The sequence below is a fragment of the Variovorax soli genome, assembly GCF_031454625.1.
In the GTDB taxonomy this organism is placed as follows: Bacteria; Pseudomonadota; Gammaproteobacteria; order Burkholderiales; family Burkholderiaceae_C; genus Variovorax; species Variovorax soli_A.
In genome coordinates, this window is sequence record NZ_JAVDRF010000006.1 from 230703 (window position 1) to 247175 (window position 16473).

Below are 16473 nucleotides of genomic sequence, written 5' to 3' on the forward strand. Positions count from 1 at the left end.
GCGGGCCGCCCGGGGACCACTCGCTATCATCGAAGGATGAGCTTCTTCGCCATCCTGTGTGCCTTGCTGATCGAGCAGGTGCGGCCGCTCGCTTATCACAACCCGGTGTATGGCGGCGTCCTGGCGTGGACGCGCTGGACCAGCCGCAATTTCGACGCCGGCAAGCCGCACCACGGCTGGGTGGCATGGGCGCTGGCGGTGCTGGTGCCCACGGTGCTCGCGCTCGGGGTGCACTGGCTGCTGGTGCTCACGTTGGGCCTGCCCTTCGCCGTGTTATGGAGCGTGGCGGTCCTCTACGTCACGCTCGGGTTCAGGCAGTTCAGCCACCATTTCACCGGCATCCGCGATGCCCTTGACATCGGCGACGAGGCCCTGGCCCGCTCGCTGCTCGCCCACTGGCAGCGCGTGGATGCGGCCGACCTGCCGCGCAGCGAGATCGTGCGCCATGTGATCGAGCATTCGGTGATCGCGGCGCACCGACATGTGTTCGGCGTCCTGGCCTGGTTCTCGATCCTCGCTGCCTTTGGCCTGGGGCCGGCTGGCGCGGTGTTCTACCGCATGAGCGAGTTCGTCTCGCGCTATTGGGCGCACAAGAACAACGCTTCGGTCCAGCCCTCCAGCATTTGGGTGCAGAAGGCGGCCGACCAGGCCTGGACGCTGATCGACTGGCTGCCCGCCCGCATCACCGCCATCGGCTTCGCCGTCGTGGGCAGCTTCGAGGAAGCGATCGACTGCTGGCGCAATGACGCCCGGCGCTTCCCCAACGAGAACGACGGCGTGATCCTGGCCGCGACCTCGGGCGCGGTCAACGTGCGGCTCGGCGGCGGCACGCTGAGGCCGGTGCCTGTGAGCGATCCCTTGTCGCGAGCCCAGGCCGGCGACCCGCTCGCCGGCATGCACGGCCCCGACAGCGGAAGCACGCCGGGGCGCGAGCCCGAGCCGGCGCATTTGCGCAGCGTGGTCGGCCTCGTCTGGCGTTCGGTCGTGATGTGGATGGTGCTGCTGGCGCTGCTCACGCTGGCGCGCCTGCTGGGCTGAGCATCGCGCGATCGGATCGGTCCCCTTGAGCACCGTCCCCAGCTTCTGGAGCCCGCGCATCGCGGCGCTCGAACCCTATGTGCCGGGCGAGCAGCCGCGCATCGCGAAGCTGGTCAAGCTCAATACCAACGAAAACCCCTTCGGGCCGTCGCCGCAGGTGTTCGACGCCATCGAGTGGGCGGCGTCGGAGGGACTCGAGCGCTATCCGGACCCCGAATCGGTCGCACTGCGCGAAGCGATCGCCGGGCGCCACGGGTTGGACGTCTCGCAGGTGTTCGCGGGCAATGGCTCCGACGAGGTGCTGGCTCACGCCTTCTTCGCCTTCTTCCAGCAGGCCGAGCCGCTGCTGATCCCGGACGTCACCTACAGCTTTTACCGGGTGTACGCGCAGCTCTACGGCATCGGCTGCGAGTTGCAGCCGGTCGACGAGGGACTGCGCATCGACGTCCCCGCGATCGCGGCGCGCGCGGCCGCTGGCTGCGCGGGCGTCGTGATCGCGAATCCGAATGCGCCGACCGGCATTGGCCTGCCCCTCGACAGCATCGAGCGCCTGCTGGTCGCGTGCCCGCGGCGGGTGGTGCTGGTGGATGAAGCCTACGTCGATTTCGGTGGCGAGAGTGCGCTGCCGTTGATCGAGCAGCATCCCAACTTGCTTGTGGTGCAGACCCTTTCCAAGTCGCGCTCGCTCGCCGGCTTGCGCGTGGGCTTCGCCTGCGGGCAAGCGCACTTGATCGAGGCACTGCAGCGGGTCAAGAACAGCTTCAATTCCTATCCGCTCGACCGTCTCGCAAGTGCCGGCGCCATCGCCGCCCTCGAGGACGAGGCCTGGTTCGCGCACACGCGGCATGAGGTCATGGACATCCGCGAGGGCCTGACCCTGCAGCTCGAGGACCTGGACTTCGAGGTGCTGCCCTCGCAGGCCAATTTCGTGTTCGTCCGCCACCCTGCGCGCGATGCGGCGGCGCTGGCGGCGGCGCTGCGCGCGCGTGCAGTGCTCGTTCGGCATTTCGACCGGCCGCGCATCGCGCAGTACCTGCGCATCAGCATCGGCACGCGCGATCAATGCAGCGCGCTCGTGGAGGCGTTGGCAGAGATCCTGGGCTGAAGTCCCGGAGGGCGGTCTCTCCGGGATTGTCTAGCGCTGACGCGCAATCCCCTCGAGCATCTCGATGTACTGGCCAACGAAGCGCCCCGGCATGAAGCTCCCTGCGCGCTCGCGCGCCTTCTCTGCCTGCGTGGCGCGCAGGGCCGGATCGTCCAGCAAGCGCTGCATCTGGGCGGCCAGGGCTTCGTCGTCACCGTTCGGGAAGGTCAGTCCGGCATCGCCCACGCACTCGGCCAGTCCGCCCTGGGCCGACACGATGAGGCTCTTGCCCGCCGCCAGCAGTTCGATGGCAACGCCGCCCATGGGCTCGTACCACACCGAGGGGATGACGCCGATCAGGCCCTTCGCGACCCAGTCGACCAGGCCCTCACCGGATTGCGCGCCGACGAAGCGCACCGCGTGCGCGACGCCCAGCGCCGCCACCAGACGCTCGAGCTCGGGGCGGGCCCCGCCATCGCCGATCAGCAGCAGCCGCGGGCGGCCCGGGTGGCGCTGGAGCAGCTTCGCGAAGGCGCGGATCAAGACGTCGACGCCTTTTTCCTGCACCAGCCTTCCCATGTAGAAGAACTCGTACTCGGTGTTCTCGCGATCGGCCGCGCGGAAGCGCTCGATCGGAAAAGGGTTGTAGATCTGCACCTGCCGCGGCAGCGGCAAGGCCTGGTTCATCCACTCGGTGATGGCGACGTTGCGCGTCACGCCGAACTTCGCGACGCCGCGGCGCAGCAGCAGCTTCATGCCCTCTTTGACTCCGTTGGCGTAGCCGCTGCGGCGCGCATGAAAAAGAAAGGAGGGGAAGGGAGCCAGGGGCGACGGCTTGCCGTCCACCCAGCCGGCGCCGTCGATGCAGGCGGCCTGGTAGCCCACGTGCACCCAGACAAAAGGCTTGCGCGAGAGCAGCACCCAGGGCTGCAAGGCCAGGCTCGCGCCGTTGAACAGCACCACGTCGGCCCAGCGCAGCAGCTCGCGCACGCGTCGGCCCGATGGCTGGCGGATCACCTCGAAGGGGAAAGCCTCGGCCTCCTTCGCTGCTGTCTGCGTGACCACCTTGCAATCGACGCCGCGGGCCACGAACCCCTCGACCAGTGCCCGCGACACGGTCTCGACGCCGCCGACCGAGGGATGGAAGACATGGGAGTACAGCAGCACTTTCATCGATGGCGGGACTGGCTCAGTTCAGCGAACAGCTCGCCATAGATGCGGTAGCGCGAGGGGCTGATCGGGCCCGGATGGCCCGGCGAACTCACCTGTGGGATCACGCCGCAGCCCGGCTCGTGCAGATGCGTGCAGTTGTAGAACTTGCACTCGCCGGCGTGTTCGGCGATATCGGGCATCAGCGCCGCCAGCTGCATCGGCTCGATGTGATTCAGCCCGAACTCCTGGAAGCCCGGCGAGTCGATCAGCGCCGTGCTGCGCTCGTCGTCCACCCAGTACCAGGTCGTGCTGGTGGTGGTGTGCTTGCCCGAGTTCAGCGCCTGCGAGATTTCGGCTGTGCTCGCACGTGCGCCAGGCGCCAGCAGGTTGGTCAGCGTGCTCTTGCCCGCGCCGGAGGGGCCGAGCACCAGGGTGGTCTTGCCGGCCAGCAGCTTCATCAGGGTCGCGCGATCCACCTCGGGCGAGGCCTTGAGCGACAGCGGCAGCACGCCGTGGTGCATGCGCCGGTAGGGTGCCAGCCGCTCCCAGGCCCTTTCGAAGGGGGCTACCACGTCGCTCTTGTTGAGCGCGATGATGGGGGCGATGCGCTCGGCCGCAGCGGCGATCAGCGAACGCGCCAGCTGCGCCTCGGAAAACTCCGGCTCGGCCGCGATCAGGATCAGCACCTGGTCGAGGTTGGCCGCGAAGGACTTGGTGCGGATCTCATCCTGCCGATAGAACAGGTTCTTGCGCGGCAGCACTTCCTCGATAGTGCCCTCGTCCTCGCTGGCTTGCCAGCGCACGCGGTCGCCGACCACGGCCTGGCTCTTCTTTCCGCGCGGATGGCAGATGACGCGCTCGCCCTCCGGCGTCTCGACCACGCAATGGCGGCCGTGGCTGGCGATGACCAGGCCGTCGCGCCGTGCCGTGTGCCCGTCGGCATGGCCCAGCGGCCGGGCGCGCGCAGGCTTAACCAAGGGCGCGTTCCATGGGCTCAGGCGGCCAGCAAGGCATCCGCCTGGGCCGCGCAGTCGAAGTCGGTGGCCGACAGGCCTCCCACGTCGTGCGTGTTGAAGCGCACCACGCAGCGGTTGTAGTGCACCGAGAGATCGGGATGGTGGTCCTGCTTGTGCGCGACCAGCGCCAGCGCATTCACGAAGGCGATGGTTTCGAAGTAGTCGGCGAAGGTGAAGGTCTTCTCGATGGCGACATCGGCGCCGTCGCCGCTGAGCTTCCACCCCTCTACGCGAGCCAGGTGGGACACGATCTCCGTCGCGCTCAACGCGCGACGCGTCTTCGTCTTCCAGTCGATGGGCTTCAACATGCTGCTCATGATCGTCCTTCGGGTTGACGCACGCTCAAGCGGCCGACATGCGCGCGAGGCGCTCGGAGGCGGGCGGGTGCGAGTAGTAGAACTTGACGAACACGGGGTCGGGCGTGAGCGTCGAGGCGTTGTCCTGGTAGAGCTTGAGCAGTGCCCGGGACAGGTCGGCGCCGCTGGTTTGGGCGATCGCATAGGCGTCGGCCTGGAACTCGTGCTGGCGCGAGATGCGCACCGGCAGCGGCGCCACGAAGAAGCCGAACACCGGCACTGCCAGCATGAACAGCAGGATCGCCAGTGCATCGTTGGGCGCCGCCATGTTGGGCTGCACGCCCAGGCCGGTGTAGAACCAGGCGTGGCCGGACAGCCAGCCCAGCAATGCGAAGCCGGCGAGGCTCAGCGCGAACATCGCGGCCATGCGCTTCAATACATGCCGGTGCTTGAAGTGGCCCAGCTCGTGCGCCAGCACGGCCTCTACCTCGCCGGCGTTCAGCTGGCGCAGCAGCGTGTCGTAGAAGACCACGCGCTTGCTGGCGCCGAAGCCGGTGAAGTAGGCATTGGCATGTGCGCTGCGCGTACTGCCGTCCATCACGAACAGGCCCTTGGCGGCGAAGCCGCAGCGCTGCATCAGCGCAGTCACGCGGGCCTTGAGGGTGGCGTCGTCCAGCGGCTTGAACTTGTTGAAGATCGGCGCGATGAAAGTCGGGTAGACCAGCATCAGCAGCAGGTTGAAGCCCACCCAGGCACCCCATGCCCACAGCCACCAGAGGCGACCGGCCGCGCCCATGAGCCAGAGGATCAGCGCCGCGATCGGGAGGCCGATCGATGCGCCCAGCAGCAGCGCCTTGATGCCGTCGGCCAGCCACAGCCGCCAGGTCATCTTGTTGAACCCGAAGCGCTCCTCGAGCCTGAAGGTCTGCCACAAGGTGAAGGGCAGCTCGAGCAGCCCGCCGATCAGCGCGAAGGACGCGAGCAGCGCGAGCTGCTGCCACATGCCACCGCCCAGCGCACCGAGCAGCAGCCGGTTGAGCAGGTCCAGCCCGCCCAGGAGTGTCCAGCCCAGCAGCACCACGGCGCTCCATGCCATCTCGAGCAGCCCGAAGCGGGTCTTGGCGATCGTGTAGTCGGCCGCCTTCTGGTGGGCAGCGAGCGTGATGGCCTGCGCGAACGCGGCGGGCACCGCGTCGCGGTGGCGCGCCACATGCCGGATCTGCCGCGTAGCCAGCCAGAACTTCACGATCAGGCCCGTGGCGAGCGCGAGCGCGAAGGCGAGGGTCAACAGCAGGGAAGCGGGCAGAGGAGAGGCCATGGCGCAGCGAGTTTAGCCCGCACGCAGGCCCGCTCGGGCGCAGGGTCATCGACGACAATCGGCCAATGCCCGATTCCCCCGCCCCGACCGTCCCCGCGACCGCCACCACCCTCAAGAAGAGCGACCAGAACCTCGTCTGGCTGGACTGCGAGATGAGCGGCCTCGACCCCGAGAAGGAGCGCCTGCTCGAGATCGCGGTGGTCGTGACCGGCCCCGAGCTGACGCCGCGCATCGACGGCCCCGTCCTGGTGATCCACCAGAGCGACGAGATCCTCGACGGCATGGACTCCTGGAACAAGGGCACGCACGGCCGCAGCGGACTGATCGACAAGGTCAAGGCCTCCACGCTGGACGAGGCGGCGGCGGAGCAGCAGCTGCTCGAATTCGTCGCACGCTACATCCCGAAGAACGGCTCGCCCATGTGCGGCAATACCATCGGCCAGGACCGGCGCTTCCTGGTCAAGTTCATGCCGAAGCTGGAGGCCTACTTCCACTACCGCAACCTCGACGTCAGCACGCTCAAGGAGCTCGCCAAGCGCTGGAAGCCGGCCGCCTACAACGCCTTCAAGAAACAGCAGGCGCATACCGCGTTGGCCGACGTGCACGAGTCGATCGAGGAGCTGGCGCACTACCGCGATACCTTCCTGCGCCTGCAGGATTAGGAAAAACCCCGAGGCCATGCGATAATCGATGGCTTCGCTTTCGGGTAGGCCTTCAAGAAGGTGCCCGAAGCGCTTCTTGCATCTCCCTATCTTGCACACCGCGCCCGCTTGAATGGGCCGCAGCCGAGGCGAAAGCTTCGGCTGAATGTCGTTGGATGGTTGATGTTTTCGCCACCCGACGGGGTGCCGCTCACGGCGGCGCCCGCACTTGGATTTTTTTGATGACCGACGCTTTCGAAGCGCAGGGCGAGTTCGTGCCTGCGCAATCCAATGACTTTGCTGCTGCTGGCGGCGAGTCCTCTTCCACCAATACCGAGACTTTCGAGGTCTTTCAGGCGCTCGAAGCCGTCGAAGCCGCCGACGCGGTCGAAACCGCCGAGCCCAAGCAGCCCAACGGCTTCGTCCAACTGGGCCTGGCCAGCGAGCTGATCGCTGCCGTCGAGGACCTCGGCTTCACTCAGCCCACCGCCGTGCAGGCGCACGCCATCCCGCGCGCCATGGGCGCCAGCGGCGGTGCGGACGGCGCGGCCCGCTTCGTCGACCTGATGGTCTCCAGCCAGACCGGCAGCGGCAAGACCGCCGCTTTCCTGCTGCCCGTGCTGCACACCCTGCTGCAGCGCCAGGCCGAAGCCGCCGCCGCCGCCAAGGCCGAATTCCAGCGCCAGGCCGCCGAAGCCGCCGCGCGAGGCGAAACGCAGCCCAAGAAGTCCAAGCGCAAGGACCCGACCAACCCCCGCCATTTCAAGGCCGCCACCCCGGGCGCGCTGGTGCTGTGCCCCACGCGCGAGCTGGCGCAACAGGTGGCGCACGACGCCATCGACCTGGTCAAGCACTGCCGCGGCCTGCGCATCGCCAACGTGGTGGGCGGCATGCCCTACCAGCTGCAGATCGCCCGTCTGCAGAACGCCGACCTCGTGGTCGCCACGCCGGGCCGGCTGCTGGACCTGCAGCGCTCGATGCAGATCAAGCTCGACCAGGTCAAGTTCCTGGTGGTCGACGAGGCCGACCGCATGCTGGACCTCGGCTTCGCCGACGACCTGGCCGAGATCAACCAGCTCACCATCGAGCGCCAGCAGACCATGATGTTCAGCGCCACCTTCGCGCCGCGCATCCAGCAGCTGGCGCAGCGCGTGATGCGCGAGCCGCAGCGCGTGACCATCGACAACCCGCAGGAAAAGCACGCCAACATCAAGCAGGTGCTGTTCTGGGCCGACAATGCCCAGCACAAGCGCAAGCTGCTGGACCACTGGCTGCGCGACACCAGCATCAACCAGGCCATCGTCTTCGCCAGCACGCAGGTCGAATGCGACGGTCTCGCCGCCGACCTGCAGCAGGCGGGCTTCAGCGCCGTCGCGCTGCACGGCGCGCTGAGCCAGGGCCTGCGCAACCGCCGCCTGATGGCGCTGCGCCAGGGCCAGGTGCAGATCCTGGTGGCCACCGACGTGGCGGCGCGCGGCATCGACGTGCCGACCATCACCCATGTCTTCAACTTCGGCCTGCCGATGAAGGCCGAGGACTACACCCACCGCATCGGCCGCACCGGCCGTGCCGGGCGCGACGGCCTGGCAGTGACCTTCGCCGAGTTCCGCGATCGCCGCAAGATCTTCGACATCGAGGCCTACAGCCGCCAGCCCTTCAAGGCCGAGACGATCCCCGGCCTGGAGCCGCAGCAGCGCTTCCCGCAGGGCCGTCCGCAGGGCGATTTCGGCGGCCGCGGCCGAGAGGGTCGCGAGAGCCATTCCCGCGACCGCAAGTTCGGCGGCCCGCGCGCCGGCTATGCCAATGCCAGCGGTTTCAACAACGATCGCGGCCCGGCGCGCGGCCATGCGCCTTCGCGCGGTTTCCAGGGCCAGGCCCCAGGCCATGCGCCTTCGCGCGGCTTCCAGGGCCAGGCCTTGGGCCAGGCGCAGGGCAGGGGCCGTGACGAGGCCGGCGGCTATGGCCGCAAGCCCGGCTGGGGCGATGACGCCTCGCGCGCCGGCGCCCCTCGCGGCAACGGCGGCGGCAAGGCTTTCGTGCCGCGCGACGGCCAGCGCCGCGGCTTCAAGCCGAGCCGCTGAGCATCGATCTTCCTGCGAGCCCGCCTCTTCCGAGGCGGGCTTTTTTTTGCGTCCGCGAAGCCGCCCCGCCCAGGGTGTGAGCCCCGGTCGCGAGGGCCTTTGGCCCACCCGCGGGAGCGGCCTGCCGCGCCCGGCGACAATGGCGCACGGGACAGGCCTCGCGCCCGCTCCCGTCCGAATCCCGCATCAACATCCCCCGAAAGAACCCAAGGACTGACATGAGCACATCGAGCTACGTTGACACCCGCCTGCTGATCAATGGCGAATGGTGCGACGCCGCGAGCGGCAAGACCCTGGACGTCATCAACCCCGCCACCGGCAAGCCCATCGGCAAGGTCGCGCACGCCGGCATCGCCGACCTGGACCGTGCCCTCGAAGCGGCGCAGCGCGGCTTCCAGGCCTGGCGAAAGATCCCCGCCAACGAGCGCGCAGCCACCATGCGCAAGGCCGCCGGCCTGCTGCGCGAACGCGCCCCCGAGATCGCCCGGCTGCTGACGCTGGAGCAGGGCAAGCCCTTCGTCGAGGCGCGCGGCGAGGTGCTGGCGGGCGCCGACATCATCGAGTGGTTCGCCGACGAAGGCCGCCGCGTGTACGGCCGCATCGTTCCTTCGCGCAACCTGGCGGCGCAACAGCTGGTGATCAAGGAGCCGGTCGGCCCCGTGGCCGCCTTCACGCCCTGGAACTTCCCGATCAACCAGGTGGTGCGCAAGCTCGGCGCGGCGCTGGCCACCGGCTGCTCCTTCCTGGCCAAGGCACCGGAAGAGACGCCGGCCTCGCCCGCCGCGCTGCTGCAGGCCTTCGTCGACGCGGGCGTGCCGCCCGGCACCGTGGGCCTGGTGTTCGGCAACCCTGCCGAGATCTCGAGCTACCTGATCGCGCACCCGATCATCCGCAAGGTCACCTTCACCGGCTCGACGCCGGTGGGCAAGCAGCTCGCCGCCCTGGCCGGCCAGCACATGAAGCGCGCCACCATGGAGCTGGGCGGCCATGCGCCGGTGATCGTCGCCGACGATGCCGACCTCGCCCTGGCGGTCAAGGCCGCGGGCGGGGCCAAGTTCCGCAACGCGGGCCAGGTGTGCATCTCGCCCACACGCTTCCTGGTGCACAACAGCATCAAGGCCGAGTTCGCGCAGGCGCTGGTCAAGCATGCAGAAGGCCTCAAGCTCGGCGACGGCCTGGCCGAGGGCACGACCCTCGGTCCGCTGGCCAATGCACGCCGTCTCACGGCGATGGCCCAGGTGCTGGATGACGCGCGCAGCAAGGGTGCGACCGTGGCCACGGGCGGCGAGCGCGTGGGCTCGGCGGGCAATTTCTTCGCGCCCACCGTGCTGACCGACGTGCCGCTGAACGCCGACGTGTTCAACAACGAGCCCTTCGGCCCGGTCGCCGCCATTCGCGGCTTCGACACGCTGGAAGAAGCCATTGCCGAGGCCAACCGCTTGCCCTTCGGCCTGGCGGGCTATGCCTTCACGCGCTCGATCAAGAACGCGCACCTGCTGTCGCAACAGGTGGAGGTCGGGATGCTGTGGATCAACCAGCCGGCCGCGCCTTCTCCGGAAATGCCTTTCGGCGGCATCAAGGACTCGGGCTACGGCTCCGAGGGCGGGCCGGAGGCCATGGAGGCCTACCTCAACACCAAGGCCGTGTCGATCATGGCGGTCTGAGGCTTCTTGCAGCCGATGGCGCGGGCCCGTGGGCCCGCGCTTTTTTTTGCCTGCTACGAAAGGCCGCCCTCGCACACGTACTTGGTGTGCATGTAGTCGTCGAGGCCGTGCACCGAGCCCTCGCGGCCGTAGCCGGACTCCTTCACGCCGCCGAAGGGTGCAGCCTCTGCGGCCAGCGCGCCTTCGTTGACGCCGACGATGCCCGACTCCAGGGCCTGCGTCACCCGCCAGATGCGGCGGACGTCGGTCGAATAGAAGTAGGCCGCCAGGCCGAAGGGCGTGTCGTTGGCCGCGGCGATCACTTCGGCCTCGCTGTCGAAGCGCGTGACCGGCACCACGGGGCCGAAGGTCTCCTCGCAGCTGCACGCCATGCGCGCGTCGGCGTTGACCAGCACCGTCGGCGCGTAGTAGTTGGGGCCGTCGCAGCGCGCCGAGCGCAGCCGCTGGCCACCGACGACGATGCGCGCGCCCCTGGCGAGCGCGTCCTGCACATGGCGCTCGATCTTCTCGATGGCGCGCGCGTTGATCATCGGCCCGATCTGCGAGCCGGGTTCGGTCGCCGGGCCCACCTGGAGCGCGCCGACGCGCGTGGCCAGCTTGTCGACGAAGGCGTCATGCACCTTGGCCTGGACGAACACCCGGTTCGGACACACGCAGGTCTGCCCGCCATTGCGAAACTTGGCCGCCATCAGGCCTTCGACGGCCGCATCGAGGTCGGCGTCGTCGAAGACGATGAAGGGCGCGTTGCCGCCGAGCTCGAGCGACAGTTTCTTCAACGTGTCCGCCGAGGCGCGCGCGAGGTGCTTGCCCACCGGCGTGGAACCGGTGAAGGTGATCTTGCGCACGCGCGCATCGGCCAGCCACACGTCCACCACTTCGGGCGTGCGTTCGCGCGAGGCGGTGACGATGTTCAGCACGCCCGCCGGCACGCCCGCCTCCTGGGCCAGCTTGACGAGCGCCAGCGAGGTGAGCGGCGTGTCTTCCGCAGGCTTGCACACCACGGTGCAGCCGGCCGCGAGCGCCGGCGCGATCTTGCGCGCGATCATCGCGGCCGGGAAGTTCCACGGCGTGATCGCGGCGACCACGCCCACGGGCTCCTTCAGCGCGAGCATGCGGCGGCCGTTCACCGGCGCGGGGATCACTTCGCCGTTGGCGCGCGTCGCCTCCTCGGCGAACCACTCGACGTAGCTGGCGGCGTAGGCCACTTCGCCGCGTCCCTCGGCCAGCGGCTTGCCCTGTTCGCGCGAGATCAGGCGGCCGAGGTCTTCCTGGTGCGCCACCATGAGGTCGTTCCAGCGCTTGAGGATCGCCGCGCGCTGCTTGGCCGGCACCGCGCGCCAGGCGGGGAAGGCGGCATGCGCAGCATCGACCGCCGCGCGCGCATCGGCGGCGGTGCCGTCCGGCACGCTCGCGAACACGGCATCGGTGGCGGGGTCGGTCACGTCGAGGCGACGTTCGTCGCTGGCTTCGCGCCAGTCGGCGCCGATGAGCTGGGTGCCGGGCATCAGGTCCTGGCGTTCGAGGGTCAGTGTCATGGTTCAGTGGGAATGAAGAGGTTCAGGCTGCCACACGCTCGGCGATCGCGATGCCGAGCTCGGTGGTGGAGGCCGTGCCGCCGAGGTCGCGCGTGCGCGGCCCTTCGCGCAGCACCGCCTCGATCGCGCCGAGGATCGCGTCGTGCGCCGCGCGGCCCGCGCCCTGGCCCTGGGTGAGGAAGTCCAGCATCAGCGCGCCCGACCAGATCATGGCGATCGGGTTGGCGATGTTCTGGCCGTAGATGTCGGGCGCCGAGCCGTGCACGGGCTCGAAGAGCGACGGGAACTTGCGGTCCGGATTGAGATTGGCGGACGGCGCGAGGCCGATGGTGCCGGTGGTCGCGGGGCCGAGGTCGGACAGGATGTCGCCGAACAGGTTGCTCGCGACCACCACGTCGAAGCGCGTGGGTTGCAGCACGAAGCGCGCCGACAGGATGTCGATGTGCTGCTTGTCGACCTGCACCTCGGGGTAGTCGCGGCCGATCGCGTCGGCGCGACCGTCCCACCACGGCATGCTGATCGCGATGCCGTTGCTCTTGGTGGCCACGGTCAGGTGCCGCCGCTTGCGCGCCTGGGCGAGCTCGTAGGCGTACTTCAGCACGCGATCGGCGCCGTGACGCGAGAAGACCGATTCCTGGATCACGATCTCGCGCTCGGTGCCTTCGTACATCACGCCGCCCAGCGAGGTGTACTCGCCCTCGGTGTTCTCGCGCACCACCAGGTAGTCGATGTCGCCCGGCTTGCGCCCGGCCAGCGGGCAGGGCACGCCCTCGAACAGGCGCACCGGACGCAGGTTGACGTACTGGTCGAACTCGCGCCTGAACTTCAGCAGCGAGCCCCACAGCGAGACGTGGTCCGGCACCGTCGCCGGCCAGCCGACGGCACCGAAGTACAGCGCGTCGACGCCCTGCAGCTGCGCCTTCCAGTCGTCGGGCATCATCCGGCCGTGCTCGGCGTAGTAGTCGCAGCTCGCCCAGTCGATGGTGCGGCACTCGAGCTCGAAGCCGAAGCGTTCCGCCGCGGCCTGTATCACGCGCAGGCCCTCCGGCATCACTTCCTTGCCGATGCCATCGCCCGCGATGAGTGCGATGCGGAAGGTGGGGGTCATCTCGGTCTCCTTCATGTGGCCATCGCCATCTTGCGGTCGATCTCGTCGAGCCAGCCCTGGCGCAGCTCGGGCACCGAGCGGGCCAGCAGCTCGTAGTAGGGATGGTGCGGCCCGCGCTCGTAGTCGGCGCGCGCCACCTGCGTGAGCTTGCGGCCGTGCTGCATCACCACGATCTCGTCGCACACCGCGCGCACGGTGTGCAGGTCGTGGCTGATGAACAGGTACGAGACACCGAGCTCGCGCCTGAGCTCGGCCATCAGGTCGAGCACCGCCGCGCCGACGACCGTGTCCAGCGCCGACGTCACCTCGTCGCACAGGATCAGGTCGGGTTCGGCCGCGAGCGCGCGCGCCAGGTTGACGCGCTGCTTCTGGCCGCCCGACAGGCCGCCCGGCAGGCGGCCGGCAACGGCCTGCGGCAGCTTCACCAGGTCCAGCAGCTCGCGGATGCGCTGGCGCAGCGGCTCGCCGCCCAGCCCCTTGTAGAACTGCAGCGGCCGCGCCAGGATGCGCTCGATGGTCTGCGAGGGGTTGAGCGCCGTGTCGGCCATCTGGAACACGATCTGGATCCGGCGCAGCTGCTCCTTGTCGCGCTGGGCCAGCGAAGGCTTCAGCTCGCGCTGGTCGAACAGGATGCTGCCGTGGCACGGGCTCAGCAAGCCGGCGACGGCGCGTGCCAGCGTGGTCTTGCCCGAACCCGACTCGCCGATCACGCCGATGGCCTGCCCGCGATGGAGCTGGAGATTGATGTCCTCCAGGATCAGCTTGGCCGGACGGCCCTGCGCGTCGACCGGCCCATAGCCCGCCGACAGCGCGCGCACGTCCAGCAGCAGCCCGGAATCGGCCGCGACGTGGCCCGATGCACGCGGCGCGGGTCGCGCTGCGGCCAGCAGGCACTTGGTGTAGTCGTTCACCGGCGCCGTGAGGATCTGCCCGGTCGCGTTCACCTCGCGCATCTTGCCGTCGCGCAGCACCAGGATGTGGTCGGCCATCTGCGCCACCACGGCCAGGTCATGGCTCACGTACACCGCGGTGGCGCGGCGTTCGCGCACCACGCGGCGGAAGGCGCGCAGCACCTCGATCTGCGTGGTCACGTCGAGCGCGGTGGTCGGCTCGTCGAGGATCACGAGCTCCGGGTCGCCGATCAGCGCCATCGCCGCCATCAGCCGCTGCAGCTGGCCCCCGGAGACCTGGTGCGGATAGCGTGCGCCGATGGTCTCCGGGTCGGGCAGCGCCAGCTCGCGGAAGAGCTGCACCGCCTTCGCCTCGGCCTCGGCCCGCTTGCACAGGCCGTGGATGACGGTCGGCTCGACCACCTGGTCCATGATCGTGCGCGAAGGATTGAAGGAGGCCGCCGCGCTCTGCGCGATGTAGGCCACCGTGCGGCCGCGCAGCGCGCGCTGCTGCGCCGCGTTCAACGCCAGCACGTCGGTCTCGCCGATCTGCACGCGGCCCGCCGAGATGCTGCAGCCGTGGCGCGCATAGCCCATCAGCGCCAGCGCGGTGGTGGTCTTGCCGGAGCCCGATTCGCCGATCAGTGCCAGCACCTCGCCGGGCTGCACGGAGAAGCTCAGGTTGTCGACCAGCGTGTTCGCGCCCGCCGTGATGCTGAGGCCCTGGACCTTGAGTGGTGCGCCCATCAGCGTGCTCCTCTTTCGCGGGCGGTTCGGCCCGGCAGGTTGTCGATGACGAGGTTGACCGCGATCGTCAGGCTCGCGATGGCCAGCGCCGGCACGATCACCGAAGCGCCGCCCTTGGCCAGTGCGCCGATGTTTTCGCGCACCAGCGAGCCCCAGTCGGCTGCCGGCGGCTGAATGCCCAGACCGAGGAAGCTCAGGCTTGCCAGCAGCAGCACGATGTAGACGAAGCGCAGGCCGAGGTCGGCCAGCATCGGCCCGACGATGTTGGGCAGGATCTCGCGCAGCATGATGTAGAGCGTGCCCTCGCCGCGCGTGCGCGCCACCGTCACGTAGTCCAGCGCGTTGATGTTCACCGCGAGCGAACGCGCGATCCGGTAGGCGCCCGGCACGTAGATGATGCCCGCCGTGACCACCAGCATGGGCACCGAGGAGCCGAAGCCCGCCACCATGATCAGCGCGAACATCTTGCTCGGGATCGCAGTCAGCGTGTCCAGGCCGCGGCTGAGCACGGCGTCGATCCAGCGCCCGCTGGCCGCGGCCAGCAGCGCCAGCGTGGTGCCGGTCCCGCTGGCCAGCAGCGTGGCGACCAGCGCGACGCCGATGGTGTAGCGCGCGCCGTCGACGAGGAGCCCCAGCATGTCGCGGCCGAGGTAGTCCGTGCCCAGCCAGTGCGCCGCGCTCATCGGCGCGAACACGTTCGCGGTGCCCATGGCCCCCGGGATGCGTGACAGCATCCAGGGCCCGAACAGCGCGGCGAGCAGCCAGAACAGCAGCACCGCGAGGCCGACCAGGCCGGTGACGCCGAAGCCGGCGAGCCACCGCAGCGGGCCGCCGCGGCGCTTCTGCGGCGCGGGTGCGACCGTAGCAGCCATGGCACTCACGGCCGGTGGGGTGGTGGAAGATTCCATCAGCGCCTCCATGTCAGCGATGCCGCAGCCGCGGGTTGGCGAGAATGCCGCAGATGTCGGCGGTCGTCACCAGGATCAGGTAGGCGCAGCAGAAGATCATGGCGCAGGTCTGCACCAGCGGCATGTCGCGCTGCGACACGCCGTCGACCATCAGCTTGGCGATGCCCGGATAGTTGAAGATGGTCTCGACGATGATCACGCCGCCGAGCAGGTACGACAGACTGAGCGCCACGGCATTGGCGATCGGGCCGACCGCGTTGGGCAGCGCATGCGCGAGCACCATGCGCATCGGCGAGGCGCCCTTGAGCCGCACCATCTCGATGTAGGGCGCTTCGAGCTGGTCGATCACCGCGGCGCGCGTCATGCGCATCATCTGCGCGACGATCACGCAGCACAGCACCAGCACCGGCATCGCGAAGGCGCGCAACAGCTGGCCGAGCGATTCGATGTCGTTGACGAAGGAGAGCGCCGGCAGCCAGCGCAGCTTGACCGCGAACACCAGCACGGCCAGCGTCGCGACCAGGAACTCCGGCACCGACACCACCGCCACCGCCGAGGTCGAGGCCGCGCGGTCGAACCACGAGCCGCGCCACACGGCCGAAGCGATGCCGAGCGCCAGCGCGATCGGGACCGAGAAGAGGGCCGTGACCGCGGCGAGCAGCAGCGAGTTCGGCAGCCGGCTGGCGATCAGCTCCGCCACCGGCATCTGCGTGGTCGCCGAACGGCCCGGATCGCCCTTCACCATGCCGAGCAGCCAGTGCGCATAGCGCTCCGGCGCCGGCACGTCGAGGCCCATCTGCGTGCGAAGCGCGGCCAGCGCTTCGGGCGTGGCGTCCTGGCCGAGCTGCTCCTGCGCCGCATCGCCGGGCAGCACGGCGGTGATCGAGAAGACGATCACCGACACCACCAGCAGCGACAGCAGCGCCAGCGCGATGCGCTGAGCGAGGAGCTTCAGGATCACATGGTTCATCTCGGTGCTCCGTTGCGCGCGGCGA

At 69.2% G+C, this 16473-nt stretch carries 14 protein-coding genes; 5 read left to right on the forward strand and 9 right to left on the reverse strand.

Going from position 1 to position 16473, the window contains the following annotated elements; all coding sequences use genetic code 11:
• Positions 1 to 36: 36 nt before the first annotated feature.
• Entirely contained in the window at positions 37 to 1038 is a 1002-nt protein-coding gene (locus J2739_RS16325) for a CobD/CbiB family protein (RefSeq protein ID WP_309903465.1), read from the forward strand.
• A 25-nt stretch (positions 1039 to 1063) separates the two neighbouring features.
• On the forward strand, positions 1064 to 2143 hold the full coding sequence (gene hisC / locus J2739_RS16330; RefSeq protein WP_309903467.1) for a histidinol-phosphate transaminase: 1080 nt from the start codon (positions 1064 to 1066) through the stop codon (positions 2141 to 2143).
• A 30-nt stretch (positions 2144 to 2173) separates the two neighbouring features.
• Here hisC and J2739_RS16335 read toward each other — a convergent pair whose 3' ends face one another.
• From J2739_RS16335 to J2739_RS16350, 4 genes are read right to left on the reverse strand one after another with little or no spacing between them, the layout of a single operon-like run.
• A complete protein-coding gene (locus J2739_RS16335) occupies positions 2174 to 3295 on the reverse strand; it encodes a glycosyltransferase family 4 protein (protein WP_309903469.1) in 1122 nt (373 codons plus the stop codon).
• Positions 3292 to 4251 carry a ribosome small subunit-dependent GTPase A gene (gene rsgA, locus J2739_RS16340; RefSeq protein WP_309903471.1) on the reverse strand — a complete coding sequence of 320 codons (960 nt, stop codon included), beginning with the start codon at positions 4249 to 4251 and terminating at the stop codon, positions 3292 to 3294. The genes J2739_RS16335 and rsgA overlap by 4 nt, the downstream gene beginning before the upstream one ends.
• A gap of 17 nt (positions 4252 to 4268) precedes the next feature.
• Positions 4269 to 4607 carry a 4a-hydroxytetrahydrobiopterin dehydratase gene (locus J2739_RS16345; protein ID WP_309903473.1) on the reverse strand — a complete coding sequence of 113 codons (339 nt, stop codon included), beginning with the start codon at positions 4605 to 4607 and terminating at the stop codon, positions 4269 to 4271.
• A 25-nt stretch (positions 4608 to 4632) separates the two neighbouring features.
• Complete coding sequence (locus tag J2739_RS16350) at positions 4633 to 5904, reverse strand: M48 family metallopeptidase (protein ID WP_309903475.1); 1272 nt, start codon at positions 5902 to 5904, stop codon at positions 4633 to 4635.
• Between the two features lie 65 nt (positions 5905 to 5969).
• Here J2739_RS16350 and orn point away from each other — a divergent pair, with 65 nt between their 5' ends.
• The 3 genes from orn to J2739_RS16365 all read left to right on the forward strand — a co-directional run bounded on the left by orn (position 5970) and on the right by J2739_RS16365 (position 10290).
• Positions 5970 to 6566 (forward strand): oligoribonuclease, encoded by a 597-nt coding sequence (gene orn, locus J2739_RS16355; protein ID WP_309903477.1) that lies wholly within the window; start codon positions 5970 to 5972, stop codon positions 6564 to 6566.
• A 221-nt stretch (positions 6567 to 6787) separates the two neighbouring features.
• Positions 6788 to 8626: a DEAD/DEAH box helicase gene (locus J2739_RS16360; RefSeq protein ID WP_309903479.1), complete on the forward strand. Its 1839-nt coding sequence runs from the start codon at positions 6788 to 6790 to the stop codon at positions 8624 to 8626.
• A gap of 218 nt (positions 8627 to 8844) precedes the next feature.
• Positions 8845 to 10290 (forward strand): NAD-dependent succinate-semialdehyde dehydrogenase, encoded by a 1446-nt coding sequence (locus tag J2739_RS16365; protein ID WP_309903480.1) that lies wholly within the window; start codon positions 8845 to 8847, stop codon positions 10288 to 10290.
• Positions 10291 to 10343: 53 nt separating this feature from the next.
• On the opposite strand, the gene J2739_RS16370 is transcribed toward J2739_RS16365, so the two are convergent.
• The 5 genes from J2739_RS16370 to J2739_RS16390 are packed head-to-tail and all read right to left on the reverse strand — an operon-like array spanning position 10344 to position 16448.
• Entirely contained in the window at positions 10344 to 11825 is a 1482-nt protein-coding gene (locus J2739_RS16370) for an NAD-dependent succinate-semialdehyde dehydrogenase (protein WP_309903483.1), read from the reverse strand.
• Positions 11826 to 11847: 22 nt separating this feature from the next.
• Positions 11848 to 12933 carry a tartrate dehydrogenase gene (locus tag J2739_RS16375; protein ID WP_309903485.1) on the reverse strand — a complete coding sequence of 362 codons (1086 nt, stop codon included), beginning with the start codon at positions 12931 to 12933 and terminating at the stop codon, positions 11848 to 11850.
• Positions 12934 to 12944: 11 nt separating this feature from the next.
• Positions 12945 to 14570, reverse strand: a complete 1626-nt coding sequence (locus J2739_RS16380) for an ABC transporter ATP-binding protein (RefSeq protein ID WP_309903487.1) — start codon at positions 14568 to 14570, stop codon at positions 12945 to 12947.
• Positions 14570 to 15478 (reverse strand): ABC transporter permease, encoded by a 909-nt coding sequence (locus J2739_RS16385; protein WP_309903489.1) that lies wholly within the window; start codon positions 15476 to 15478, stop codon positions 14570 to 14572. Before J2739_RS16385 ends, J2739_RS16380 begins: the two co-directional genes overlap by 1 nt.
• Positions 15479 to 15491: 13 nt before the next feature.
• Positions 15492 to 16448, reverse strand: a complete 957-nt coding sequence (locus J2739_RS16390; protein ID WP_309903491.1) for an ABC transporter permease — start codon at positions 16446 to 16448, stop codon at positions 15492 to 15494.
• Positions 16449 to 16473: the final 25 nt, after the last annotated feature.